Below are 24,777 nucleotides of genomic sequence, written 5' to 3'. Positions count from 1 at the left end.
CTTCCACGTGCCGGTCCACGCAGTTGTAGGCGACGTTCAGTTCGCCGTCCTTGAACCACTTCGCGAACGGGGGGTTCGACCAGTCCAGCGTCTCGGTCGGTTCCTTCGCCCAGGTCAGCCGGCGGGCCTGGGCGGCCCAGAAGCCGAGCCGGTCAGCGCTGGCCTGTTCATACGCCTCCGCCGTGACGTTGGCGTGCGCGGCCAGGTCGGCGGGGGGCGCGAACCTGCGCTCTTCCTTCAGCAGGTTGGCCAGGCTCTTGTCACTCATCAGGACTCCGTCGTCGTCGGTCGGGTGTGCGGCGGTGGCGGGATCAGCCCGCGAGCGGCCAGGTCGGCAGGGACTTGCCCTTCCAGGTGGCGTTGGCCACTCCGGCGAACGAGCCGTACCAGGCCAGCAGCGCGGTGAGCAGGCCCGCCCAGCCGCCGGCGTGCGACACGCCCGTGTTCTGCCCCAGTGCGCCGGCGGCGAGCAGGACGAAGGTCACCGACAGCACCGTGAAAACGGCGAGCAGGACGCCGTTGAGCCGGATCGTGATGATCGTCATGTAGACGGTGAAGACGGCCCAGGCGAGCAGGAACAGGCCGGTGGCCTGGTAGGCGTGGGCCGGCGGCAGCTTCGGGGCGATGAAGTGGGCGTAGGCCGCGAAGGAGAGCCAGAAGCTTCCGTAGGAGGTGAAGGCCACGGCGCCGAAGGTGTTGTTCTTGCGGAACTCCCACATTCCGGCGAGCACCTGGGCGATGCCCCCGTAGAACAGGGCGAGCGGCAGCACCACGCCCTCCAGCGCGCCGTCCTTGATCAGGCCGGCGTTGAAGACGGAGAGCACGAAGGTGGTGAGGGCGAAGGCCGCCAGGCCCAGGGGACCGGGGTCGGCGATCTGCGGGGCTGCGGGGCCCCCCGGGGTCCGCTCGTCGGTGCCGGGCGTCTGGGTGTCGGTCATGGTGCGGTCCTTGGTCGAAGAGGGCTCGGACACGGGTCCGGGAGCGAGGCGGTGCGGGCGCAGACACGACGGCACGCAGGAGTGGTGTGCGTCGGGCCACGGGTCGGTCCGGGGCGCGAGTGCGCGGACGGACAGGGCAGGTCCGGCTGCCGGTCCCGGTCGGGGGGTACGGCCGGCCGGGCCTTGCCGGTGCCTTTCTCTGGTCGGTTACTGTGCGGCACACCTGCCCTGACGGGGAGCCCTCGTACGCGACTTGTCGATCAGCGGTGGCCGTTGCGCGACGAACGGACGGGGTCCGGGGACGAACGGTCGCCACCGGCTGCCGAGCGGCCGGCCGTGCCCGCCGCCAGCGCCTCCGGCAGGTGAAGCCGGGCCAGCATCACGGAGGCCGCCGCGGGCACCCTGCCGGGGGTCAGGAGGGAGACGCCCACCATGGTCAGGAACGCCGCCGGAACGCTCCAGGCCGCGGGCTCGGCGAGCAGGGCCCCCGCCCAGCCGGGGCCGCCCGCCCCCAGCAGCGTGAGCGTCAGGGCCGCCGCCGACAGCCCTCCGCCGACCAGCATCCCGGCGACGGCTCCGGCCGCGGTCAGCCGCCGCCACCAGATGCCCAGCACCAGCAGCGGACAGAACGTGGAGGCGGCCACGGAGAAGATCAGGCCGACCTCGTGGGCGACGGACATGCCGCTCCCCGACAGCAGCAGCGCGATCCCGCAGGGCACCAGGACCGCCGGCGCGGCGGCCCGGCGGAAGCCCCGCACGTCCCCGCCGAACAGGTCCTGCGACAGTACGGCGGCCACGGACAGGGCCAGCCCGGAACAGGTCGACAGGAACGCGGCGAAGGCACCCGCGACCACCAGCGCCGTGAGCAGTTGCCCCGTGCCGCCCGGAACCAGCCGTCCGGGCAGCAGCAGCACCTCGGTGTCCACCCGGTTCCCCGCGGCCGGACCCGGCGCGTAGAGCCGGCCGAGCCCGCCGTACACCTCGGGCAGCAGGTAGAAGACACCGAGCAGGCCGAGGACGCCCACCGTGGTACGGCGGGCCGCGCGGCCGTCCGGGTTGGTGTAGAAGCGGGCGGTGACGTGCGGCAGGCCCATCGTCCCGAGGAAGGTGGCCACCATCAGCGAGTAGACGCCGTAGAGCTCCTGTCCGCCGCTGTGCCCGGCCGCCGGATGCGCGGGGGCGACGGGGGGCGGGCTGCCGGCCGGGTGCCAGACGCCGCGCCAGACGAGCAGCAGGACCAGGGCCGGGACGGCGAGCGCGGTCAGCTTCAACCAGTACTGGACGGACTGGACGAGCGTGACACTGCGCATGCCCCCGGTGATCACGCTCACCAGCACCACCGCGGTCACCAGCACGGTGCCCGACCAGGCGGGCGCGCCGAGGGCCGCCTGCAGGGCGAGTCCCGCGCCCAGCAGCTGCGGCACCTGGTAGAGCAACCCGATGAGGACGACGAACACGGTGGCCGTCCGCCGCACCGCCATCGAGCCGAGGCGTGCCTCGGCGAAGTCGGAGACGGTGTAGGCCCCCGACCGGCGCAGTGGGGCGGCCACCAGGACCAGCAGCACCAGATAGCCGGCCGTGTACCCGATGCCGTACCAGAGCATGGTGCTTCCGTACGTCGCCAGCAGCCCGGCGATGCCCAGATAGGAGGCGGCCGAGACGTATTCGCCGCTGACGGCGGCCGCGTTGCGCAGCGGCGAGACCGTGCGGGACGCGACGTAGAAGTCCGAGGTGGAACGGGACCGCAGGCCGTAGCCGCCGATGCCCACGGTCACGGCCACGACGAGGAGGACGGCCGTCAGGTTCGCCGGTGCGTTCATCGACATGGCTTCACGAGCGGCGGACGTGTTCGTCGAAGTCGCGTTCGTTGCGCTCGGCCCGGCGGACGTAGCAGGCCCCTGCCACGACCAGCAGCGCGTAGACGGGCAGCCCGAGGACCAGCCACGGCAACCCGGCGCCCCACGGCCGGGCCCAGTGCGGCACCGGCACGCGCCCGAGCAGCAGCGGCAGGGCGGCCAGCGGCAGGAAGACCGCGGCGCACACCAGCAGCCCCAGCCGGAGCTGGGTGCGCATCAGCGCCTTCATGTACACCTCGCCGAGCGGGGTCTGCTCGTGTATGTCGCGCACCGCCGTATCCCGCCGGCCGGGCCGGGCGGCGCGGGTACGGGGATGGGTGACGCTCACACGCCTGGACGGGTCACCCATGGGCGGCCCGTCCGCCGCGCGGGAGGCCGGAAGCGGGCAGCATCAGTTCGCGCAGCCGGCGGCTGCTGCGACGGCTGACCGGGAGCACGGTGCCGGCCACCCGCACCGACAGCCGCCCGGAGTCGGCCAGCAGCTCCTCGATGTGGCCGGTGGCGACGAGGTAGCGGCGGTGCACCCGCACGAACCCGGCGTCCTGCCACTGCTCCTCCAGGCTGGACAGCGGGGTCCGCAGCAGACAGCTGTCGGATTCGAGGTGAAGACGCACGTAGTCGCCGCACGCTTCCACGTGCCGCACCTCGGAGCGCTGCACGAAACGTGTGACTCCCGACATCTCCACGGGGATCGTCTCGTCGGCCGCGGCCGGCTCCGCCGGGGGCGCGGGTGGTGGCGCGGGCGCGGGCGGTGGCACGGGGGCGGGTTCCCGGGACGGGGAGGGTGGCGTCCGCCGCTCGGCGATCCGCCGGACGGTCTCCGCGAGCCGCTCGGCGCGGACGGGCTTGAGCAGGTAGTCGAGGGCTCGTACCTCGAAGGCGGGCACCGCGAAGTCGTCGTACGCGGTGACGAACACGACCGGCGGCGGCTCGGCGAAGCGGGACAGGACCCTGGCCACCTCCAGCCCGTCCAGGCCCGGCATGCGGATGTCGAGGAAGACCGCGTCCACGGCCTGGCGGTGAGCCAGCGCGCGGTCCAGCGCCAGCAGCGCCGCGGCGCCGTCCGCCGCGCATTCGACGGGGCCGACGCCCTGGTTCAGCCCGAGCAGGTAGGCCAGCTCGTCGCGGGCGTGTGGCTCGTCGTCGACCACCAGGATGCGCAGCATGCGCAAATCTGAGCATTGCGCACATAACTGGTCAATCTCTTGGGCCGTGTGGGCTTGGCCACAAGAGTAAGGGGATTTCGGTCGGTCGAGTGCCTCACGCGTGCCCGGACGACTGCCCGCCCCCGGCGGTCGGCGGGGCCGTCACCCCCGCCCGGTACTTGGGGATCCGCAGCCGCACCTTGGTGCCCGCGCCGGGCGCGGTCTCGATCACCAGCCCGTACGCGTCCCCGTACACCCGTCGCAGTCTGGCGTCGACGTTGCCGAGGCCCACGCCGCCCGAACCGCCGCCGCCCGACGCGGCCGTCCCACCCGCGACCAGGATGCGTCGCAGCTTCTCGGGGTCCATGCCGGCCCCGTCGTCCTCCACCGTGATGTGCGCCTCGGCGCCCACGTCGCCCGCGAGCACCGTGATCCGCCCCGGCCCGGTGCTGCCCTCGAAGCCGTGTCGCACCGCGTTCTCGACCAGTGGCTGCACGCACAGGAACGGCACCGCCACCGGCAGCACCTCCACGGCCGCCTGGACGTCGACGCGCAGCCGGTCGCCGAAGCGTGCCTGCTCCAGCACCAGATACTGGCCGATCGAGCGGAACTCCTCCGCCAGCGTCGTGAACTCGCCGTGGCGGCGGAAGGAGTAGCGCGTGAAGTCGGCGAAATCCAGCAGCAGTTCACGTGCCCGCTGCGGATCGGTGCGCACGAGCGAGGCGATCGCGGTCAGCGCGTTGCACGAGAAGTGCGGGGAGATCTGCGCGCGCAGCGCCCGCAGCTCGGCCTCCACCAGGCGGGTACGGGAACGGTGCATCTCCGCGAGTTCCAGCTGACCGGAGGTCCAGCGCGCCACCTCGCCGGCGGCCCGGACCAGGCCCGCCGACACACCCGGGGCGTAGACCAGCAGCGCGCCCTCGATCCGGTCCTCCACGACCAGCGGCGCCACGACCGCCTCCCGCAGCTCGCAGTCCAGGTCGCCGCACCACACCCGGTCCGCCTTCAGCACGGCACTCCCCCCGCGGGCCAGTACGTCCCCCGCCAGGTCCGCCGCGCCCGCGCCGTGGTGCCGCCCGGCACCGTCCCAGGCCAGCACCCGCTCGGTGTCGGTGAGCGCGAGCCCCGGCGCACCCAGCAGCTCGCGCAGATGGCGTGCGGCCGCACCGGCCGACGCCTCGGTCAGCCCGCCGCGCAACGCCGGCGCCGCCAGGGAGGTACGGTGCAGCGCCTCGAAGGCCGCCTGTCCGGCCCGCCCGTCGAAACCGGTGTGCCGGCGCAGCCGCCCGGGGCGCCAGAATCTGCCTGCCATACCGGACAAGGTAGCCCTCCCGGCGGAATACCGGGCGAGCGGTGACCGGCAGACCGGGGTGACGGCGCCCGCCGGGGCCGAGAGTCGCCCCGCACCCCGTGGGGAGTACGGGGCGACGCGTCGTGCGACCCGACCGTCAGCCGTGCCGGCCGGCGGTCACCGGCTCGCCGACGGCCGGCTCCGCCGTCGTGCCGCGGCTGCGGCGTGCCGTCATCACGGCGTAGACGATGACGCCGGCGAAGAGGAAGAGGGCGCCCTGGTAGACGGCGGCGTAGCCGGCGCCGGCCATGAGCCAGAGGGAGAAGCCGGCGGCGACGGCGGTGATCACAAAGTCGCGGACCAGACGGGCCCGGTTCACGGAGTCGGCGCGGCCGGAGACGAGGTGGAAGAGCTGGGCGGCGGTGGCCAGCAGGTAGGGGACGGTCGCCGTGAAGGTCGTGACGAGGACCAGGACCTCGAACACCTTGCCGGAGCCGGAGAGGTAGTTGTAGGCGGTGAGGAGGGAGGCGAGGACCACGGTGACGCCGACGCCGACCGTCGGCACGCCCCGGCGGCGCCGGGTGAAGGCGGCCGGGAAGAGTCCGTCGCGCGCGGCGGCGTACGGGGTCTGGGCGCTGAGCAGGGTCCAGCCGTTCAGGCACCCGACCATCGACACCAGCGCGGCGAGTGCCACCGCCCAGCCGCCCCAGCTGCCGCCGAACATCGCGTTCACGGCGTCCGAGAAGGGCGCGGTGGAGTCGACGAGGCGGTGGTGCGGGACCGTACCGAACACGGACAGCGTGCCCAGCAGGTACACCAGCGCGGCGCCCGCGGTGCCGATCACGGTCGCGCGGCCCACGTTGCGGCGGGCGTTCCTGACCTCACCGGCGCTCACCGCGGCGGACTCCACGCCGAGGTAGGAGAAGAGCAGCAGGGCCGCGGAGGCGGACACCGCGCCGATCGCGCCATGGCCGCTGGAGTTGAACGGACCGAGCCGCGAGGGGTCGAAGAAGAACAGCCCGCCGACCGCCACGAGCAGCAGCGGCACGAACTTCAGCACCGTGGAGACCAGCTGCACGGCGCCCACGTAGCGGGTGCCGGCGAAGTTGGCGAGCGCGGGCAGCCACTGGATCACCAGCGCGGCCAGACACGCGGTCCAGTGGTGTCCGCCCACCGGGACCAGCACGTCCAGATAGCCGACGGCGGCCACGGCGAGCGCGGCGTTCGACACCCAGGTGGTGATCCAGTACGACCATGCCGCGAGGAAGCCCGCGAAGTCGCCGAACGCCTCGCGGGCGTAGACGTACGGGCCGCCGGTGCGGGGATCGCGCGCGGCGAGCTTGCCGAAGGTCAGCGCGAGGGCGATGGCGCCGATGGTCAGCACGCCGAAGGCGACCAGGCTGACCGTGCCGTAGGGAGCGATGGAGGCGGGGAGCAGGAAGATGCCGCCGCCGATGATGTTGCCCATGACCAGCGCGGTGGCCACGGGGAGCCCGAACCGGCGCGCGTGCCGGCCGGGCGAGCCCTGGGGGTCCTCGACGGGGGCCGCGAGGGTCTCCGAGGGGGCCGGAGCCGGCAGGGGAGCGGTTCCGGTGACGTGCATGGGTGGTGCGCCTCTCATCAAGCCGATGTCCCGGGATCGCCGGGACCCCGCCATGGTCGGCGATGCCCCTACCTGTCGCAAAATCGCCGTTTCTTGTCTCGTCCGGGCATTCCGTACACGCAAAAACTGAGCCGCGGGACCTCCTGGGCCGCGATATCTCCGGCGCCCTCGTCCGTGCCCTCGTCAGCGGACCCCCGCCGGTGCACCATGTGACCAGAGGGGCCGAGCGGGCTCGGGAGGCGACATGAGCATGCCCACGCAGGGCGGGGTGTCCGGGATCGAGGTCCGGTCCATCGACTACGTCCCGCTGAACGAGCGGCACGGCAAGCTGTGGCACCTGGGGCCCCTGTGGTTCATGTCCAACGCCCAGATCGCCACCCTCGCGGTGGGGCTGATCGGCGTCACCGGCGGCGGCAACCTCGTCTGGTCGCTGCTGGCCATCGTCGCCGGGACCGTCCTCGGCACCTTCTTCATGGCCTTCCACTCCGCCCAGGGCCCCCAGCTGGGCCTGCCGCAGATGATCCAGTCGCGGCCCCAGTTCGGCTATGTCGGCGCCCTCCTGGTGTGGCTCTTCGCTTATGTGCAGTACGCCGGTTTCAACGTCTTCAACAGCATCCTCGCCGCCGACGCCCTGCACACCACGCTGCACGGCGGGGTGAAGCCCTGGGTCCTCGCGGTCACCGTGGTCGCCCTCGTGATCGCCCTGGTGGGCTACGACATCATCCACCGGGCGGAACGGATCCTGACCTACGTCTTCCTGGTGGTCTTCGGGATCTTCACCGTCGGCATCCTGCTCACCCTGCACTACCCGGCGGGCTCCTTCGACCTCGGTGCCTTCGAGTGGACGCCGTTCCTGGCCCAGTTCGGCGTGGTCGCCGGCTACCAGATCAGCTGGGCCATCTACGTCTCGGACTACTCCCGCTACCTCCCGCCGGACGTGACCGTCCGCAAGACCTTCTACTGGACCTACCTCGGCTCCGCGCTCGGCGGCATCTGGATGATGGTCCTCGGGGCGCTGCTCGCGGCCTGGGCGGGCGGGCACTTCGAGACCATCGCCTCCATCGACACCGCCGGCGACAAGGTCTTCGACGGCTTCGGCGCGATCGTGCTGCTCTTCGCCGCGCTCGGCCTCGTCTCCGTCACCGCGCTCAACATGTACGGCGGTTCGCTGACGCTCATCAGCGCCATCGACTCGGTGCGGCGGGTACGGCCGACGCTCGCCGTGCGGCTGCTCACCCTCGCCCTCACCGCCGCGCTGTCCGTGGTCGGCGCGCTCGCCGCCACCGCGCACTTCCTGGCCGACTTCAACGACTTCCTGCTGCTGGTGCTCTATCTGTTCATCCCGTGGACCGCGGTCAACCTCATGGACTACTACGTGGTGCGCCGCGGCCACTACGCCGTCGCGGAGATCTTCAACCCCCGCGGGGTCTACGGCCGTTGGGGCTGGCACGGCATCATCTCCTACCTGGTCGGCTTCGCCGTCATGGTCCCGTTCTTCTCCGTCGGCACCCTGTACACCGGCCCCGCCGCGAAGGCGCTCGGCGGTGCGGACATCTCCCTGTTCATCGGGCTGCCCGTCTCCGCGCTCCTGTACTGGTGGCTGACCCGTTCCCTCGACGTCGAGGCGGAGGCGCGGCTCGCACGGGCGGAGGCGGAGGAACTGGAACGGGCGGCGCACGAGCACCGGGAGCCCTGAGGAGCGGGTCCCCGTCCCTGACGGTGGACACCCTCTTGACGCCGGGCCGAGGGGGGATCGAGACTCCTGGCAGGGAATCCTAGTGAACAGGTAGGGAATCATGGCGCGCCTCGAAGCGGTCACCGGCCGAGCGGGCCGGACACCGTCGCGCACCTCGCCCGGCACCCCCCTGCTCACCTCCCGCCGGCACATCGATCTGCTGCGCGTCTGCAGCGCGCTGGGCGGCCCGCGCTGAGGTCCGGGACCCCGCGCGCCCCTCGCTGACCCGGTCGGCGCCCGCCCGGCCCCGCGCCGGACCGGGCTCCGTGCACCGGACCCGGCGCCCACCCGGCACCGGACCCGGCGCCCACCCGGCGCCGGACCCGGCGCCCACCCGGCGCCGGACCCGGCGCCCACCCGGCGCCGGACCCGGCGCCCACCCGGCGCCGGACCGGGCTCCGCCTGGTGCCGGACCGGGCTCCGCCTACGCGTGGGACCAGTCCCGGCGCCCACCTCGGCCGGCCCTCCCGACCCCCGCCCGGCGGCTCCCGCCGGCGCGGCCCCTCATACGCCCATGACCCGGGGAGACGCATGACCATCACTCCGTTCGCCGCCGTGCCGTCCGCCCACCGCACCGCCGCGCCCGTCTTCCGGGGCAGGCTCGGCCGGGACGCGCGCAGCGGCCACTACGCCGTGCCCCACCGCTACCGCCTCCATCTGTCCACCGCCTGTCCCGACGGGCTCCGCCTCGCCGTCGGCCACACCCTCCTCGGCCTGGACGACAGCTGTCCGGTCACCTTCCTGCCCGCCCTCCCGGACGGCCACGACGACGGCGGCCACGCCGAACTGCGCCCGCTGTACGAGGCGAGCGCCCACCACTACCGGGGCCCGGCGCTCGCGCCGGTGCTCAGCGACGACTGGTCCGGCCGCATCGTCAGCACCCACGCGGCCGACATCCTGCGCGATCTCGACCGCTTCTCGCGCACCGGCCGAGGGCCGCTGTTCCCGCCCGGCCTGGAGTCCGTGCTCGAAGCCGTCGAGCGGATGTGCGCCGAGGGCATCGAGGAGGCCGCCCAGCGCGCGGGACACGCCGGCGCGGGACCGGCCGAGCGGGCCGCCGCCCTCGACGTGCTGCTGGACACCCTGGGCCGCCTGGAGCGGCGGCTGACGGGGGAGGACTACCTGGCCGACGGCCGGCTCACCGCGGCCGACATCGAACTGTGGGTGTCGCTCGTGCGGTTGGACACCGTGCACCGCTGCCACCTCGACGCCTCCGCCGTGCAGCGGATCGCCGAGCACCGGGCGCTGTGGGCCTGTGCCCGGCGGCTCACCGCCCACCCCGCCTTCGGCCGCCACCTCGACCTCGACGGCATCGCCCGCCGCCACCGGGCCCGGTGCCGGGGTCTGGAGGCCGCCGGAGCCGCCGTCCAGATCCTGGACTGGGAGGCCCACGCGGCTGATTCGCCGGACGCTTCCCGCAGGTGAGATCGGGCCCGCGACTGTCCATGTGACGGACAGCCGTTGACATTCGCGGCGCCGACTGCCTTACTTGCGGCTCAGATGCGGTCATGAGTGTCAGCGCCAAGCCCTGGCTCGCTGACCGGCAACCCTCGCGACGCGGTGGGGTGCCCCAGGTGACGACCGGACCGGACGACGACTTCGGTAAGCGCGCGGCCCCCAGGGCCCGAACAGTGACAGGTGACGCCATGTACGCAGCTTCCAGGACGGCCCCGAGCCGCTCCCGGCGCTGCGTACCGCCGTGCGCCGCCCTGGTCGCGGACCGCGCCGTCGACCTGCTGCGCGTCAGCAGCGCGCTGTGTACCGCGCCGGGCGCGGCCCACGGCTCGCGGGGCTGACCTTCACCTTCCCGCCCCGCCTGCCGCGGCCCGCGCACCGGCTCGCCGCCTCTGCGGCAGCCGGTCCGCCCGTTCCCGCTTTCCGGACCAACTCCGTTTCCGCTCCCGCGCGTTCCGACGCGTCCCGCCGTGTGCCCCGAGCCCGCGGCGGTCCGCGCCCGGTCCGTCGTACCCGGGATGCCCCGTCCTTCGCCGGAGCCCGCCATGAGTCAATCCCCAGGCGCCGCCGTCTCGCTCGCCGCCGCGCCGCCCGCCCAAGAGCCACCGAAACGCCTTGAGGCACAGCGTGTTCAGCCGCTGCGCCGACCCGGCCGGTGGATCGCCACCGCCCTCGTCCTGGTGGTCGCCGCGCAGATCGTGCACGGCCTCGCCACGAACCCCTTCTACCAGTGGGACCGGTTCCGGTACTGGTTCCTGCGGCCCACCCTCCTCGACGGTCTCCTCGTGACCCTCGAAGTCACCGCCCTCAGCGCCGTGTCGGGCCTCGTGGGCGGCGTGCTGCTGGCCCTCGCGCGGCAGTCCGGCAGCCCGGTGCTGCGCGCCGTGAGCTGGACCTACACCTGGCTGTTCCGCTCGGTGCCGCTGATCGTCGTCCTGATCTTCCTCTACAACTTCAGCGCCCTGTACCGGACGCTGAGCCTCGGCATCCCGTTCGGCCCCGCCTTCGTCACCTTCGACGAGTCGAGGATCGCCACCGACATGACGGTCGCCGTCATCGGACTCGGCCTCAACGAGGCGGCGTACGCGGCCGAGGTGGTGCGCGGCGGGCTGCTCTCCGTCGACCAGGGCCAGCACGAGGCGGCCGCCGCGCTCGGCCTGCCCAGGGGCTACCGGTTCACCCGGATCGTCCTGCCGCAGGCGCTGCGCTCCATCACGCCCAACTACGTCAACCAGCTGATCGGCCTGGTCAAGAGCACCTCCCTGGTGTTCTACGTGTCCCTGCTCGACCTGTTCGGCTCCGTGCAGAGCATGGGCAGCACCTACCCCGGCGACATCGTGCCGCTGCTGCTCGTCGCCACCGTCTGGTACCTGATCCTGACCAGCGCCGTGTCCGTCGTCCAGTTCTACGTCGAGCGGTACTTCGCGCGGGGAGCCACTCGCGCCCTCCCGCCGACCCCGCTGCAGAAGGCGCGCGCGGGACTCGGCGGATTCCGGGCCCGGCTGCGCGGGGAGGCCGCCGTATGACCGCGCCCACCACCCCCGAGACGGTCCCGGCCGCGCTGGAGGTGCGCGACGTCCACAAGTGGTACGGCACCCACCGCGTGCTGGACGGCATCGACCTGACCGTGCGCCCCGGCGAGGTCACCGTCGTCATCGGGCCCTCGGGCTCCGGCAAGTCCACCCTGCTCCGGGTCGTCAACCACCTGGAGAAGCCCGAGATCGGCCATGTCAGCGTCGGCGGCGAACTGATCGGCGTCAGACGCGGCACCGGCGGCCGGCTGAAGGAACTCGGTGAACGCGCCATCCTCGCCCAGCGCAGCCGGATCGGATTCGTCTTCCAGGACTTCAACCTCTTCCCGCACCTGACCGCCCTCGACAACGTGGCCGCGGCGCCCGTCGCCACCGGACGCCTCGGCAGGCCCGAAGCCCGTGGTCTCGCACGGGAACTGCTCACCAGGGTCGGCCTCGGCGACCGCACCGGCGCCTACCCGCGCCAGCTGTCCGGCGGACAGCAGCAGCGCGTCGCCATCGCCCGCGCCCTCGCGCTGCGCCCTGGCATCATCCTCTTCGACGAGCCGACCTCCGCGCTCGACCCGGAACTCGTCGGCGAGGTCCTCTCCGTCATCAAGGACCTCGCCACCAGCGGCACCACCCTGGTCATCGTCACCCACGAGATCGGCTTCGCCCGCGAGGTCGCCGACCGGATCGTCTTCATCGACGGCGGGCGGATCGTCGAACAGGGTCCGCCCGCCGAGGTGCTGGACCGACCGCGGCACGAACGCACCCGGGACTTCCTCGCCAGGGTCCTGTGAACCCCCCCTCACCGCACCACCGAACGACAAGGACAGCCATGCCCAGCCACCGCACCCGACGCAGCCTGATACGCGGCCTGACCGCGGCCACCCTGGTCACCTCCCTCACCGGCTCCCTCGCCGCCTGCGGCGGCAACGGCCAGGCGGTCACCACGACCGACGCCGCCGGCACCGTCACCGTGGGCAGGGTGTCCAACGGCGCCGCCACGCCGACCGAGTTGAAGGTCTCCGAGGTGAAGTCCCTCAACGCGGAGCTGCCCGCCGCCGTCCGCGAGAGGGGCACCCTGAACATCGTCGTGGGCGCGTTGCCCGACGGCTTCCCGCCGCTCGCCTACACCGGCGGCGACCAGAAGACCCTCACCGGCGCCGAGCCCGACATCGGCCGACTGGTCGCCGCGGTCCTCGGACTCGAACCCCGACTGTCCAACGCCACCTGGGAGAACATGTTCGTCGGCATCGACAGCGGCAGGGCCGACGTCGGCTTCGCGAACATCACCGACACCGAGGAACGCAAGAAGAAGTACGACTTCGCCTCGTACCGCAAGGACAACGTGGGCTTCGAGGTGCTGAAGAAGAGCACCTGGAATTTCGCCGGGAACTACGAGAACCTCGCCGGGAAGACCGTCGCCGTCGACAGCGGAACCAACCAGGAGAAGATCCTCCTGGAGTGGCAGCGCAAGCTGAGGGCGCAGGGCAAGGCCCTCACCGTCAAGCACTACGCGAGCAAGAACGCCACCTACCTCGCGCTGACCGGCGGCCGGATCGACGCCTACTTCGGGGCGAACCCCGGCGTCGCCTACCACGTCACCCAGACCGCGAAGTCGCCGAACCCCACCCGCGGCGCGGGCACCTACTCCGGCGCGGGCGCGAGCCTCCAGGGTCTGATCGCGGCCACCACGAAGAAGAACAGCGGCCTGGCCCGGCCCATCGCGGACGCCGTCAACCACCTGATCGAGAACGGGCAGTACGCGAAATGGCTGGCCGCCTACAACCTCTCCACCGAGGCCGTGTCCACGTCCCGGGTCAACCCGCCCGGACTGCCGCTCGGCGACTCCTGACCGGCGAACGCCGAAATTCCCGGACCCGCGGAGCGCGGCCGGGAACACCCGGGTGGGGCCGGGACGTTGTGACTCACGACGAAATGCGCGCGGCGCCGCACACGCGGCCCGCCGAGCACGTCGGCAGCGGTGGACGGAGGTGGCGGACATGACCGAGGACCCCAGGCGCCTCCCGTGCGCGCGCGTCCTGCGGACCGCCCGTTCCGCCGTGCTGCACTCCCGGCCCCACATCGACCTCCAGCGCGTGGCCGGCGCACTCTGTCGCCCCTGACGCTCCCCCTGTTCAGCCCCGGTTTCTTCGGCCGCGCGGATCTCTCGTCCCGCCGCGCCCGCCCGTCGCCGTGCCCCGCCACCGGCGCGGCCCGGCACACCCTCGTACGGACACCCAGGAAGGCGCCCGACTCGTGTCCCCTGCCACTCCTTTCGACCATTCCGAGCACCACCACCTGCACCTCGCCGTCGCCCTGGACGGCACCGGCTGGCACCCCGCCTCCTGGCGGGAGCCGGTCGCCCGACCCCGGGACCTGCTCACCGCCGGATACTGGGCCGACCTGGTCGCCGAGGCCGAGCGGGGTCTGCTCGACTTCGTGACCATCGAGGACGGCCTCGGGCCGCAGTCCTCGCACCCGCTCGATCCGGACGACCGCACCGACCAGGTCCGGGGCCGGCTGGACGCGGTCCTCGTCGCCGCCCGCGTCGCGCCGCTCACCCGGCACATCGGTCTGGTCCCGACCGTGGTCGCCACGCACACCGAGCCGTTCCACATCTCCAAGGCGATCGCCACCCTCGACTACGTCAGCACCGGCCGCGCGGGCCTTCGGGTGCAGATCACCGCCCGGCCGAACGAGGCGGACCACTTCGGCCGCCGCGCCGTCGAACGGATCGAGGCGTACGACAGCCCGGCCGCCCAGGGACTGGTCACCGACCTGTTCGACGAGGCCGCGGACTACGTGGAGGTGGTGCGCAGGCTCTGGGACAGCTGGGAGGACGACGCCGAGATCCGCGACCGCGCGACGGGCCGCTTCGTCGACCGGGACAAGCTGCACCACATCGACTTCGAGGGGCGCTTCTTCAGCGTCAAGGGTCCCTCCATCACGCCCCGCCCGCCCCAGGGGCAGCCGCTGGTCACCGCACTCGGCCATGGCACCGTGCCGTACCGGCTGCTGGCCCGCCAGGCCGACGTCGGATACGTCACCCCGCGCGACACGGCGCACGCCCGCGCGATCGTGGCCGAGATCCGCGCCGAGCAGGAGGCGGCCGGGCGGTCGGGAGAGACTCTGCACGTCTTCGGGGACCTCGTGGTCTTCCTGGACGACAGCCAGGCCGAGGCCGAGGCGCGGCGGGATCGGCTGGACACGCTCGCGGGGGAGCCGTACACCGGCGACGCCCGGATCTTCACCGGTACGGCGGCTCAACTCGCCGATCTGCTGGAAGAGTCGGCGGGCGCCGGGCTGACCGGATTCCGGCTGCGGCCCGCCGTCGCCGGGCACGACCTGCCCCGCGTCGGCCGCGACCTGGTGCCCGAACTCCAGCGCCGGGGCCGGTTCCGCACCGCCTACGAGGCGGACACCCTGCGCGGCCTGCTCGGCCTCGCCCGCCCCGCCAACCGCTACTCCGCCACCGCCCCTGCCGCAGCCACCGCCGTCTGAGCCGGAGGACCGTACGACCATGAGCAAGCCGCTGAAGCAGATCCATCTGGCCGCCCACTTCCCCGGCGTCAACAACACCACCGTGTGGAGCGACCCGGCCGCCGGCAGCCACATCGAGTTCAGCTCCTTCGCGCACTTCGCGCGGACCGCCGAACGCGCCAAGTTCGACTTCCTGTTCCTCGCCGAGGGCCTGCGCCTGCGTGAACAGGGCGGCAAGATATACGACCTGGACGTGGTCGGCCGTCCGGACACCTTCACGGTGCTGGCCGCGCTGGCCGCCGTCACCGACCGGCTCGGCCTGACCGGCACCATCAACTCCACGTTCAACGAGCCCTACGAGGTGGCCCGCCAGTTCGCCAGCCTCGACCACCTCTCCGGCGGCCGCTCCGCGTGGAACGTCGTCACCTCGTGGGACGCCTTCACCGGGGAGAACTTCCGCCGCGGCGGCTTCCTGCCGCAGGAGGAACGCTACGCGCGCGCCAAGGAGTTCCTCGCGACCGCCCACGAACTCTTCGACTCCTGGGGCGCCGACGAGATCCTCGCCGACCAGGCCGGCGGCGCCTTCCTGCGGGACGCACGGGCAGGCGCCTTCGTGCACCGGGGGCAGCACTTCGACATCCGGGGCCGGTTCAACGTGCCGCGCTCCCCGCAGGGCCGCCCGGTGATCTTCCAGGCGGGCGACTCCGACGAGGGCCGCGAGTTCGCCGCCGCCGGCGCGGACGCCATCTTCAGCAGGTACTCCCACCTGAAGGAGGGGCAGGCCTTCTACGCCGACGTCAAGGGCCGACTCGCCAAGTACGGCCGCCGCCCCGACCAGCTGCTCATCCTGCCCGCCGCGACCTTCGTGCTCGGCGACACGGACGCCGAGGCCGCCGAACTCGCCCTGGAGGTGCGCCGGCAGCAGGTGAGCGGCGCCACCGCGCTCAAGCACCTGGAACTCGTCTGGAACCGCGACCTGTCGGCGTACGACCCGGAGGGCCCGCTGCCCGACGTCGACCCGCTGGTCGGCGAGGAGCACATCTCGCGGGGCCGTGCCCAGGTGCGGATGTACCGGGACCCGCTCGCCATCGCGCGCGAATGGCGGGAGCTGGCGGAGGCCAACAAGTGGTCCATCCGCGATCTGGTGATCAACACCGGAAACCGGCAGACCTTCGTGGGCGCCCCGGCCACCGTCGCCCGGACCATCAACGAGTTCGTGCAGGCGGACGCCTCCGACGGATTCATCCTCGTCCCGCACATCACCCCGGGCGGCCTCGACCCGTTCGCCGACAAGGTCGTCCCGCTCCTCCAGGAACAGGGCGTCTTCCGCGCGGACTACGAGGGCACCACCCTGCGCGACCACCTGGGCCTGGCCCACCCCGACTCCGCCGCCCCGGCCGAGCGGGCCGCCTCGTAGGACGGGGGCGGACACCGGCGCGGGCGCGTACGTCACCTCCCCCGTGGGTGACGTACGCGCCCGCTCCCCCGGTGCCGGACTAGGGGCCGTGCCGTCCGCGTGTGCCGTTCACCAGCACATCACCGCCGTCCTTCCCGACCCCCACGCGGAGTAGAGGCGGACGCGGACGAAGTAGCGGCGGCCCCGGACGAGCCGTACCCGCACGGAGGCGTTGTCCGGGGTGCCGCCGTCGTCGTGGCCGGCGAGGAAACGCGGCTCCCCGTCCCGCTCCTCGAAGACCACGAGCACGGTGTCGGCGTCGCCGAAGGTCGCCACGGTGTAGTCGCGGGTCTCCGTCGGCTCGACGGCGAAGTCCGCCTGCTCGCCCGGCCCCAGGCCCAGCGGTGCCGAACGGAACGGCACCAGCGGGTCGGGCCCGGACGCGGCACCCGGCGGGTACCAGCGCAGGACGAACTCCCGGTCCCGGTCCGACGGCCGGTCGGCCGGACGCAGCCCCCCGCGGTACTGCTCCGGCTCCAGCACCAGCCCCGGACCGAACGGCAGGGCCATCACCGAGCGCGGGTCCCACACCGCGCCCCTGGACTCCCCGGCGTCCAGTGACCGCAGGACGTTGGTGTACGCCGTCTCCCGGCTCCAGTGGTTCGGCGGGCCCGCCAACTCCGCATAGACGGCCTCGTCGTCCCAGTGCAGCCCGGCGCACGGGTTCTGGTGCTCGTGCACCAGGCCCAGCGCGTGCCCGATCTCGTGCAGGACCGTGCCACGCTCCCCCTGCGCGGTCACGTCCCAGCCGAGATTCATGGTGCGCTCGCCCCGGCCGACCGCGAGGGCCTCGCGGCCCACCGCCGACCAGGAGCCCCCGCCGGCCTGGAACCCGATCCGCAGCTCGGCCTCCCCCCGGTCGCCGACCTCCGCGAAGGCGACGCCGATGCCGAGTGCCTCCCACTGCGCGAAGCACTCGCGGACCACGTCCTGCTGCTCCTTGCCGCCCGCCCACGCGACCCGGCGCAGCTCCCCGGTCCCGGGGACCGGGATCACCGAGGCGTCGTGGTCGGCGTCGAGGAAGCAGTAGTGCAGCACCGTGCCGTTGACCCACATGCGCCGCCCGGCGAGCAGCGCGGCCTGCCGTTCGGCGGTCAGCCCCGGTCCGAAGGACGGGGCCGGCTGCCGCGAAAGCGAGCACAGGCGTCGGGTCATGCGGCCAGCGTGCCCGGCCGCCCGGACCGGCGCCTGAGTCGGGGGCTACTCAAGTCGCCCTGTATCAAACCTGAGTACGCATGCTCTGGATGGTGTGAGGACTTACGAACAGGACGCGAAGACTCTCGAACTGCCCTGGCCGTTCACCGGCCGGCAGGACGAACTGGACCTGGTGCGGGGCGCTACGGCCTCGGGCCGGCGCGGCATCGTGGTGACCGGCCCGGCGGGGCGCGGCAAGACCCGGCTGATCACGGAGGCGGTCCGGGGCACGGACCACGCCACGGTGACCGGCACTCCCGAGGCCCGCCACCTGCCGTTCGCGGCGTTCGCGCACCTGCTGCCCGACACCGGCTCGCTGCACGGCGCGGTGCGGGCCCTGGCCGGCGTCCGGCTCCTGGTCGTGGACGACGCCCATCTGCTGGACGAGGACTCGGCCGCGCTGGTCCACCAGTTGGCCGCCCACGGGCGCACCCGGCTGGTCGTCGCGGCGACCGAGGGGGCGGCGGCGCCCGGCGCGGTGTCCCGGCTGTGGACGGGGGAGCTGCTGCCCCGGCTGGCCCTGGCGCCGCTGCCCGCCGAGGACACCGCCGCGCTTCTCGGCGCGGCCGGACTCGAAGCGCTCACCGTGCGGCGGCTGCACCGGCTGTGCCGGGGCGATCTGCGGCTGCTGCGCCTGCTGGTGGCCGCGCTCGGCGCCGGTGACGGCCTCGTCCCCGTGCCCGGCACCGGCGAGCGCGCCTGGCGCGGCCCGCTGCCGGTCACCCCGGTCGTCCGCGAACACCTCGCGCCCGTGCTGGAGCGCTCCGCGCCCGGCGAGCGCGAGATCCTCGAACGCCTCGCCTTCGCCGAGCCGGGGCGGCTTCCGGCGCACGACCTCGACCTCGACGTCCTCGAACGGCTGGAGGCGGCGGGACTGATCACCGTGGACGAAGCGGGCGGGGTCGTGCTGGCCGACCCGCTGCACGGTGCCGCGCTGCGGGCGACGACCGGGCGGCTGCGGGCGCGTCGGCTGAGCCGGGACGCGGACGGCCACGCTGCCGCGCTCGATGCCGAACAGCGCTTCCTCACCAAGCGCCTGGAACAGATGGACGTGCGGCCGGTGGCCACGCCGGTGGGGGACTGGGTGGTGGCCGAGGGGGGCCCGGTGCCGGCCGGGTACGCGGCCGTACGGGCGCGGTTCGCGCGGCTGGGGGGCGCGGTGCGGGACGCCGCCGCCTGGGCGCGGGAGGGGATGCGGTGGGCGCCGGGTGACGCGGGGTGCGGTGCGGAACTGGAGCTGGCCGAGGCCGAGTCGGACGAGTCGGGGCGGGGCTTCGCGGCGGGTGACGTGTACGCGCGCTACGGCGCCGTACGCCTCGGTCACCCCGCCGGTCCGCTGCCCGCGGGCAGTGTGCTGGCGCGGCACGCCGAGGCACTGGTGCGGCGGGACGGGGGTGCGCTGGATCTCGCCGCGGCGGCGCTGGAGGAGCGGGGGTTCCTGCTGTTCGCCGCGGAGGCGTACGCACAGGCCGTCGGAGTCCATCGCGACCCGCGTGCCGCGCGGCGCTCCCGGACGCGGGCGCTCGCCCTCGCCCGCCGCTGCCAGGGCGCGCGCACGCCGGCGCTGGCGGGGCTGGTGCTCGGCGAACTCACCGCGCGGCAGCGGCAGGTCGTGGCACTGGCCGCGGCGGGGCTGAGCAACCGGGAGATCGCCGAGCGGCTGACGCTGTCCGTGCGGACGGTGGGGAACCATCTGTACAGCGCGTACACGCGGCTGGGCACGGGCGACCGGGGGGCGCTGCCCTGTCTGCTCGACGAACCGGCATGACCGGACGTCCCGGCCTTCCGGCCGTCCGGCTCACGCCGCGCCGAATGCCGCGAAGGCCCAGCCCGTTGCCTGGTGGACGGTGTCGGAGGGCAGGGTGGTCCGGGCGTCGCGGAGGGACTCGGCCAGGGAGAGTCCGGCGGTGAGGCCCTTGTGGAGGGCGAGCATGAGGGGGATCACCGCCGCGTCGTTCACCGGGGCGCTGCTGGCCACCACCCCGGCCGTGCCCAGCGGGAGCAACGCCGTGACCAGGCCGAGGAGTTCGTCGGCACCGACCGAGGCGAGGCGGGCGGTGTCGCAGCTGGAGAGGATGATGCGGTAGGGGCTGCGCGCCAGGCGTTCGAAGTCGTGGACGATCAGGGGGCCGTCGGCCATGCGCAGGGCGGAGAAGAGCGGGCTGTCCGCCCGGAAGGTGCCGTGGGCGGCGAGGTGGGCCAGGCACGAACCGTCCAACTCGGCCAGGACACGGGGAACCTGGGCGTCGTCGCCCTCCAGGACCGTCGCCGTGCCGTAGCGCCCCGCGAGGTCGGGGACCTCCGCGCCGCCCGTGGCGAGGCCGGGGCCGCGCACCAGCACGGTGCGGCCCTCGCGCGGCGGTTCCGTCTCGCGGGCCCGCAGCCAGCTGCCCGCCGACGGCGACACGCTGAGCACCCGCTCCCGCAGCGCGGGCAGCAGCGCCCAGGGCACCCGGTGCAGCGCCCCCGGCGGCACGATCACCACGGGGCCCCCGCCCAGATGCGGCACGGCCCCGGCGAGCAGCAGCTCCTGGAGCCGGGCGCCGGCCGCCTCCACCAGCGGCAGCCGCGCCTCCGCCCCCGGGTGCGCGAGCCGTCGCAGCCCCGCCTGGACGTACTCCGCCTCGGCCACCGCGTCCGCCAGCGGGCCCCCGACGAACCGCCGCACCTTGCCCCGCCCGCACAGCAGGACGTGCACCCGTCCCTGGACGACGGCGAGTTCGACCAGCCGGCCGTCGCCGAGCCGGTCGAGCAGCCGGGGCACGTCGAAGCGCGCCCCCTCGTGCGGAGCGGAGCCGCGGATGTGGCGGGTGCGGGAGCGGATCTCCCGTTCCAGGCGCCGCTGTTCACGCTCCAGGGCCGGCACCGGTCGGCCCTCCATCCGGGCCTCCTCCGCGCGCGCCGCGATCTCCCGGTACGCGGTGAGCCCGCTGAGCAGTGCCGGGTCGGCGGGCGGCCGGGTGGGCGGCGTGGACAGCACGGTCGCCCGCCACCGTTCGCTCCACTCCAGCAGCCGTCGCGGGCCGCCGTGGGTGAGGCTCACCTCCTGGGCCAGCGCGGCCAGTTCGGCGCCCTGCGCGGTCACATGGGCACGCAGCTCCGAGGCGCCCAGCGTCATCCGGTGGTCGTCCAGGACGTCCAGGCCGCGCCGGCACGCCTCGAGGACGCCCCGCCGGGACCCGGCCGCGCGCGACCGCAGCGCCTGCGCCGCCCAGCCGGTCATCCGGGCGGGCGGCGGTCCGTTGTGGCGGCCGCGGGCCGCGACCGCCAGGTGCCGCTCCGCGTCAGCCGTCCAGCCGAGGGCCAGCGCGATGCGGCCCGCGAGCAGCGACGCCTCGGGCGCGGCGGGCGAGCCGAAGGAGGCGAGCCGCTCGGCCACCGCCGCCGCGTCCCCGACCAGCCGCCCCGAGCGGCGCCCGGCCGCCACCCGCGCCTCGATCAGCACCAGCCGGGCGTGCGTCTCCCACCACAGCCGCCGCTGCGCCGCGAACAGCCGTACGGCGACGGCCGCGCGGGCGATCGCGGTGTGCGCGTCCCCGGCCGAACGGGCCGCCCGCGCGGCGGCCAGCAGCAGCTCCGCCTTGCGCGTCGACTGGCCGCCGATGCGGTCGAGCAGGGCGATCGCCGCGTCCGCCTCGGACAGCGCCTCCGGGGCGAGCCCCGCGGCCATCAGCACCTCGCAGCGCCGCACCGACAGCATGTAGGTGGGCGTGCCGAGCTTCGCGTACCGCTCCTCGGCCTCGTCCAGGAGGCGCAGCGCGGCGGGGATGTCCCCGGAGCGGAACGCGGCCAGACCCCGGCTCTCCACCGCGTCCGCCTTGTCGTGTTCCTGGCCCGTGGTGTCCCACAGCCGTTCCGCCGCCGTGAAGTCCGCGTCGGCCCGCTCCACCGCGCCGAGCGCCAGGTGCACGGTGGCCCGCAGGGTGAGCGCCCGCGCCGTCCAGATGTCGTCGCGCAGCTGCCTGAGCACCGGCAGCGCCCGCCGCACGTCCTCCAGCGCCTCCGGGTGGTGCCCCAGCACCCACCAGACGTACGCCCGCCGGTACAGCACCCGGGCCCGGGTGTGCCCGGTGCCCCGCGCGGCGCCCCGCTCGAAGGCGGCGAGCCCCTGCCGTGTGCGCCCCGCGTGCACCAGTGCGACCCCCAGCGTCGCCAGCACGTCCGCCTCGCGGTCGGCGGAGTCGGCGCGCGCGGCCAGGTCCCGGGCCCGGCGCAGGTGGGTGAGCGCGATCCGCAGATCGCCGAAGTCCCGCTGCCAGATGCCGAGGACCTGGTGGGCGATGCTGGCGGACAGCGGTGCCGGGGCGGATTCCAGCAGCAGTTCGGCGCGCGCCCGCGCCTCGCCGGGGTCGGCGAACACCAGGGGCAGCAGTTGGAGGGCCGGTTCGCTTCCCGCTGTCACGCCTCGCATGGTAGTGGCCTGTATCAGACGGCGGACCGGCGGCTCTCACTCTCGTACACCGCCTTTCCAGGGGGAGACACGGCATGGCACTCAAGCGATACCGCGAGCAGTTCGACCACATCCAGCGCTCGATGCCCGACGTCCCGTTGGCCATGGGCCCGGACGACGAGGCACATCCGCTGTACGAGAAGGGAGTCGTCCTCGCCCGCTCCGGGGAGGAGGCCCGTGCCGTCGAGGACGCGGTGCGCGCCCACTTCACCGAGACCCCGGGGCTGCTGCCCGAACACGTGCGCCGCGACGGGCCGGAGACCGGCCGGGGCGGCGTCACCCGCATCCGGGTCGGCGCGCCCGACCTCGGCGAGGACCCCGTGCCGCACGCCCTGGGCGCCCTGCGGTCGGCCGAGGAGCGGCACGGGCGCCCGCTGGCCGGCCGCAACCACGTGGTGCACATCGCGGTCAACGCCTGCCCCGGCGACGAACCGGTGCCCGTCGCGCGCACCGGGCAGCCCAACCCGGCCGCCGCCGGGACCGGGCACGACCCGGCGACCGCCGTCCGCGTCCTGGTGGTCGACACCGGTCTGGTGCACGACCACCACGCCTACCCGCTGCTCGCCCACACCACCGGCGACGTCCAGGCGGCCGAGACCGACGACGGCGGGGTGCTGCGCCAGTACGTCGGCCACGGCACGTTCATCGCGGGCATCCTCGCGGCCGTCGCGCCCAACACCGACATCACCGTGCGCGGCACCCTGAACGACGCGGGCGCCGTACTGGAGTCGGAGTTCGGCGGCCGGCTCTTCGAGGCCGTCGACCGGGGCGGCTGGCCCGACGTGATCAGCCTCTCCGCGGGCAGCCCCGTCGCGGGCCGGCACGGACTGCTGGGCCTGGACGCCTTCATGCGTGAACTGCGCAGGCAGCGCACCCTGTTGGTCGCGGCCGCGGGCAACAACGGCAGCGACGTCCCGTTCTGGCCCGCCGCCTACGCGGCCCTGCCGGAGTACGCGGACAGCGTCGTCTCGGTCGGCGCGCTGCGCTCGGACGGCGAGGGCCCCGCGTGCTTCAGCAACCACGGCCGCTGGGTGCGCGTCTTCGCCCCCGGCGAGCGCCTCACCAGCGCCCTCACCGGCTTCGGCACCCCGGTGCCGTACCTCTACCAGCACTCCACCTACGACGACTGCCGGTTCGGCTTCGACTACTCCTGCACCTGCCAGTTCCCGCGCCACACCGGTGAGTTGAGCGAGAACAGGGAGAACACCGGGAGCAAGCCGGAGCAGGTCATGTTCGACGGGCTCGCGCAGTGGAGCGGCACCTCCTTCGCCACCCCGGTCGCCGCCGGACTCGTCGCCGCCCTGATGACGGCCGAGCGCGAACGCGACCCGCGTACGGCGGGTGCCCGGCTGCTGGCGGAGGCGACCCACCGCACCGACGTGCGCGGGGCGAAGGTCCGCGCGCTGCGACCGCCGACCTGGCGGCCGGTCCCGGTCCCGGCCCCGGCGCTGCCGGCGTGAGCGCCGGAACCCTCCGCTCCACGGCGTACCATGACGAGCCCTATACGAGGGGTGGAGCCGTGGACCGAACAGAGGTCGGCGCGCTCGTCCGGTCCGCCGTCGACGGGGACGCCGCGGCCTGGAAGGCGCTGGTCGAAGGCATGAGCCCGCTGGTGTGGTCGGTGGTGCGCGCGCACCGGCTCTCCGACGCCGACGGGCACGAGGTCTACCAGACCGTGTGGTTCCGCTTCGCCCAGCACCTGGGGCGGATCCGGGAACCCGACAAGACCGGCGCCTGGCTGGCGAGCACGGCCCGGCACGAGTGCCTGAAGGTGATCAAGGGCATGACGCGGCTCACCCTCACGGATGATCCGCAGGTCCTGGACCGGGCCAGCGACGACCGCACGCCGGAACAGACACTGATCGACTCGGAGGAGGCGGCGGACCGGGCCGAGCGGGTCCGCCGGCTGTGGCAGGAGCTGGACGGACTGGGCGCGCGCTGCCGCCAGTTGCTGCGCGTGCTGATCGCCTCACCGCCGCCCAGCTATGTGGAGATCTCGGCCGCGCTCGGCATCGCGGTCGGCAGCATCGGCCCCCTGCGCCAGCGCTGTCTGCGCCGGCTGCGGGCCCGGATGGACCAACGGGGTGCGGCATGAACGAGGACAACGGGTTCCCGTACGACGGGGCGGACGGGAACAGCGACGGGGCGGAGGACTCCTTCGCGGGGGAGACTCCGCCAGGGGACGCCCCTGCCGAGCGCGTCCTCGCCGAGGACGCGCTCGCGGCGGACGCGCTGCTGGAGGAGGAGCTGCGCCAGGCGGCGGCCGTCCTCGACCCCGTCCCCGAGACACTGTGCCAAATCGCCCTGGACGCCTACGCGCTGCACGACCTGGACGCGAAGATCGCCGAGCTGACCTTCGACTCGCTGGTGGACGCGCTGCCGGTGCGCGGGGTCACGGACGTGCCGCGCATGCTGACCTTCCGCGCGGGGCCGCTCACCGTCGACATCGAGGTCACCGGGGACGGACTGATGGGGCAGGTGCTGCCGCCCGGCCCGGCGCGGATCGAGGTACTCGGCGGTCCGGGCGCCGCCCGCCCGGTCGCCGTCGACACGCTCGGCCGCTTCACCAGCGACACCCCGCCGTCCGGCCCCTTCGCCCTGCGGCTGAGCACCGGCACGGAGGTGATCGTCACCGAGTGGCTGCGCGCCTGACC

Annotated in this window: 23 protein-coding genes and 1 riboswitch; of the genes, 14 read left to right on the top strand and 9 right to left on the bottom strand. The window is 73.9% G+C overall.

The features are described from left to right. The 7 genes from QSK45_RS17005 to QSK45_RS16975 all read right to left on the bottom strand — a co-directional run. The coding region (locus tag QSK45_RS17005; protein WP_285557681.1) for an acetyl-coenzyme A synthetase N-terminal domain-containing protein at positions 1 to 268 on the bottom strand (268 nt) is incomplete at its 3' end. Between the two features lie 43 nt (positions 269 to 311). Further along, positions 312 to 938, bottom strand: coding sequence for an acetate uptake transporter (locus QSK45_RS17000; protein WP_285557680.1), 627 nt, complete (start codon positions 936 to 938; stop codon positions 312 to 314). A 260-nt stretch (positions 939 to 1,198) separates the two neighbouring features. Beyond that, complete coding sequence (locus QSK45_RS16995) at positions 1,199 to 2,758, bottom strand: sodium/solute symporter (protein WP_285557678.1); 1,560 nt, start codon at positions 2,756 to 2,758, stop codon at positions 1,199 to 1,201. 10 nt (positions 2,759 to 2,768) lie between these two features. Then, positions 2,769 to 3,065 (bottom strand): hypothetical protein, encoded by a 297-nt coding sequence (locus QSK45_RS16990; RefSeq protein ID WP_285557677.1) that lies wholly within the window; start codon positions 3,063 to 3,065, stop codon positions 2,769 to 2,771. 70 nt (positions 3,066 to 3,135) lie between these two features. Then, positions 3,136 to 3,960 (bottom strand): LytR/AlgR family response regulator transcription factor, encoded by an 825-nt coding sequence (locus QSK45_RS16985; protein WP_285557675.1) that lies wholly within the window; start codon positions 3,958 to 3,960, stop codon positions 3,136 to 3,138. 94 nt (positions 3,961 to 4,054) lie between these two features. After that, positions 4,055 to 5,251, bottom strand: a complete 1,197-nt coding sequence (locus QSK45_RS16980) for a sensor histidine kinase (protein ID WP_285557673.1) — start codon at positions 5,249 to 5,251, stop codon at positions 4,055 to 4,057. 136 nt (positions 5,252 to 5,387) lie between these two features. Further along, positions 5,388 to 6,833, bottom strand: a complete 1,446-nt coding sequence (locus QSK45_RS16975; RefSeq protein WP_285557671.1) for an amino acid permease — start codon at positions 6,831 to 6,833, stop codon at positions 5,388 to 5,390. 244 nt (positions 6,834 to 7,077) lie between these two features. Here QSK45_RS16975 and QSK45_RS16970 point away from each other — a divergent pair, with 244 nt between their 5' ends. The 10 genes from QSK45_RS16970 (at position 7,078) to QSK45_RS16930 (ending at position 16,440) form a co-directional block, all read left to right on the top strand. After that, complete coding sequence (locus QSK45_RS16970; RefSeq protein WP_285557670.1) at positions 7,078 to 8,529, top strand: purine-cytosine permease family protein; 1,452 nt, start codon at positions 7,078 to 7,080, stop codon at positions 8,527 to 8,529. 100 nt (positions 8,530 to 8,629) lie between these two features. Then, positions 8,630 to 8,764 (top strand): putative leader peptide, encoded by a 135-nt coding sequence (locus QSK45_RS16965; RefSeq protein ID WP_285557669.1) that lies wholly within the window; start codon positions 8,630 to 8,632, stop codon positions 8,762 to 8,764. Between the two features lie 335 nt (positions 8,765 to 9,099). Beyond that, positions 9,100 to 9,993: a glutathione S-transferase C-terminal domain-containing protein gene (locus tag QSK45_RS16960; protein WP_285557668.1), complete on the top strand. Its 894-nt coding sequence runs from the start codon at positions 9,100 to 9,102 to the stop codon at positions 9,991 to 9,993. 79 nt (positions 9,994 to 10,072) lie between these two features. Beyond that, positions 10,073 to 10,183: riboswitch (SAM riboswitch) on the top strand. 31 nt (positions 10,184 to 10,214) lie between these two features. Beyond that, positions 10,215 to 10,364: a hypothetical protein gene (locus QSK45_RS16955; RefSeq protein WP_285557667.1), complete on the top strand. Its 150-nt coding sequence runs from the start codon at positions 10,215 to 10,217 to the stop codon at positions 10,362 to 10,364. Between the two features lie 204 nt (positions 10,365 to 10,568). After that, positions 10,569 to 11,549 carry an amino acid ABC transporter permease gene (locus tag QSK45_RS16950; protein ID WP_285557666.1) on the top strand — a complete coding sequence of 327 codons (981 nt, stop codon included), beginning with the start codon at positions 10,569 to 10,571 and terminating at the stop codon, positions 11,547 to 11,549. Then, positions 11,546 to 12,337: an amino acid ABC transporter ATP-binding protein gene (locus tag QSK45_RS16945; RefSeq protein WP_285557664.1), complete on the top strand. Its 792-nt coding sequence runs from the start codon at positions 11,546 to 11,548 to the stop codon at positions 12,335 to 12,337. Before QSK45_RS16950 ends, QSK45_RS16945 begins: the two co-directional genes overlap by 4 nt. Before the next feature lie 38 nt (positions 12,338 to 12,375). After that, positions 12,376 to 13,395: a transporter substrate-binding domain-containing protein gene (locus QSK45_RS16940; protein ID WP_285557662.1), complete on the top strand. Its 1,020-nt coding sequence runs from the start codon at positions 12,376 to 12,378 to the stop codon at positions 13,393 to 13,395. A 148-nt stretch (positions 13,396 to 13,543) separates the two neighbouring features. Next, entirely contained in the window at positions 13,544 to 13,666 is a 123-nt protein-coding gene (locus QSK45_RS38540; protein ID WP_395484471.1) for a putative leader peptide, read from the top strand. Positions 13,667 to 13,799: 133 nt separating this feature from the next. Beyond that, the gene (locus tag QSK45_RS16935) at positions 13,800 to 15,044 is read left to right on the top strand and encodes an LLM class flavin-dependent oxidoreductase (RefSeq protein WP_285557660.1); all 1,245 of its coding nucleotides are present in this window, start codon (positions 13,800 to 13,802) and stop codon (positions 15,042 to 15,044) included. Positions 15,045 to 15,063: 19 nt separating this feature from the next. Next, the gene (locus QSK45_RS16930; RefSeq protein WP_285557658.1) at positions 15,064 to 16,440 is read left to right on the top strand and encodes an NtaA/DmoA family FMN-dependent monooxygenase; all 1,377 of its coding nucleotides are present in this window, start codon (positions 15,064 to 15,066) and stop codon (positions 16,438 to 16,440) included. 108 nt (positions 16,441 to 16,548) lie between these two features. Here the strand turns inward: QSK45_RS16930 and absR1 are convergent, their stop codons facing one another. Continuing rightward, entirely contained in the window at positions 16,549 to 17,634 is a 1,086-nt protein-coding gene (gene absR1 / locus QSK45_RS16925; protein WP_285557656.1) for a beta-glucuronidase AbsR1, read from the bottom strand. Between the two features lie 94 nt (positions 17,635 to 17,728). Between absR1 and QSK45_RS16920 the strand changes: the two genes are divergently transcribed. Further along, positions 17,729 to 19,441: a LuxR family transcriptional regulator AbsR2 gene (locus tag QSK45_RS16920; RefSeq protein WP_285557653.1), complete on the top strand. Its 1,713-nt coding sequence runs from the start codon at positions 17,729 to 17,731 to the stop codon at positions 19,439 to 19,441. Positions 19,442 to 19,471: 30 nt separating this feature from the next. Here QSK45_RS16920 and QSK45_RS16915 read toward each other — a convergent pair whose 3' ends face one another. Then, a complete protein-coding gene (locus QSK45_RS16915) occupies positions 19,472 to 22,084 on the bottom strand; it encodes a CHAT domain-containing protein (RefSeq protein WP_285557651.1) in 2,613 nt (870 codons plus the stop codon). Positions 22,085 to 22,158: 74 nt separating this feature from the next. Here QSK45_RS16915 and QSK45_RS16910 point away from each other — a divergent pair, with 74 nt between their 5' ends. From QSK45_RS16910 to QSK45_RS16900, 3 genes are read left to right on the top strand one after another with little or no spacing between them, the layout of a single operon-like run. Beyond that, positions 22,159 to 23,583: a S8 family peptidase gene (locus tag QSK45_RS16910; protein WP_285557649.1), complete on the top strand. Its 1,425-nt coding sequence runs from the start codon at positions 22,159 to 22,161 to the stop codon at positions 23,581 to 23,583. 59 nt (positions 23,584 to 23,642) lie between these two features. Next, positions 23,643 to 24,218 carry an RNA polymerase sigma factor gene (locus tag QSK45_RS16905; protein ID WP_285557647.1) on the top strand — a complete coding sequence of 192 codons (576 nt, stop codon included), beginning with the start codon at positions 23,643 to 23,645 and terminating at the stop codon, positions 24,216 to 24,218. Further along, positions 24,215 to 24,775 (top strand): hypothetical protein, encoded by a 561-nt coding sequence (locus QSK45_RS16900; protein WP_285557646.1) that lies wholly within the window; start codon positions 24,215 to 24,217, stop codon positions 24,773 to 24,775. The genes QSK45_RS16905 and QSK45_RS16900 overlap by 4 nt, the downstream gene beginning before the upstream one ends. Positions 24,776 to 24,777 lie beyond the last annotated feature (2 nt).

The sequence above is a fragment of the Streptomyces hygroscopicus subsp. hygroscopicus genome (assembly GCF_030269125.1).
In the GTDB taxonomy this organism is placed as follows: Bacteria; Actinomycetota; Actinomycetes; order Streptomycetales; family Streptomycetaceae; genus Streptomyces; species Streptomyces hygroscopicus_C.
This window is presented reverse-complemented; position numbering and strand designations above follow the sequence as displayed.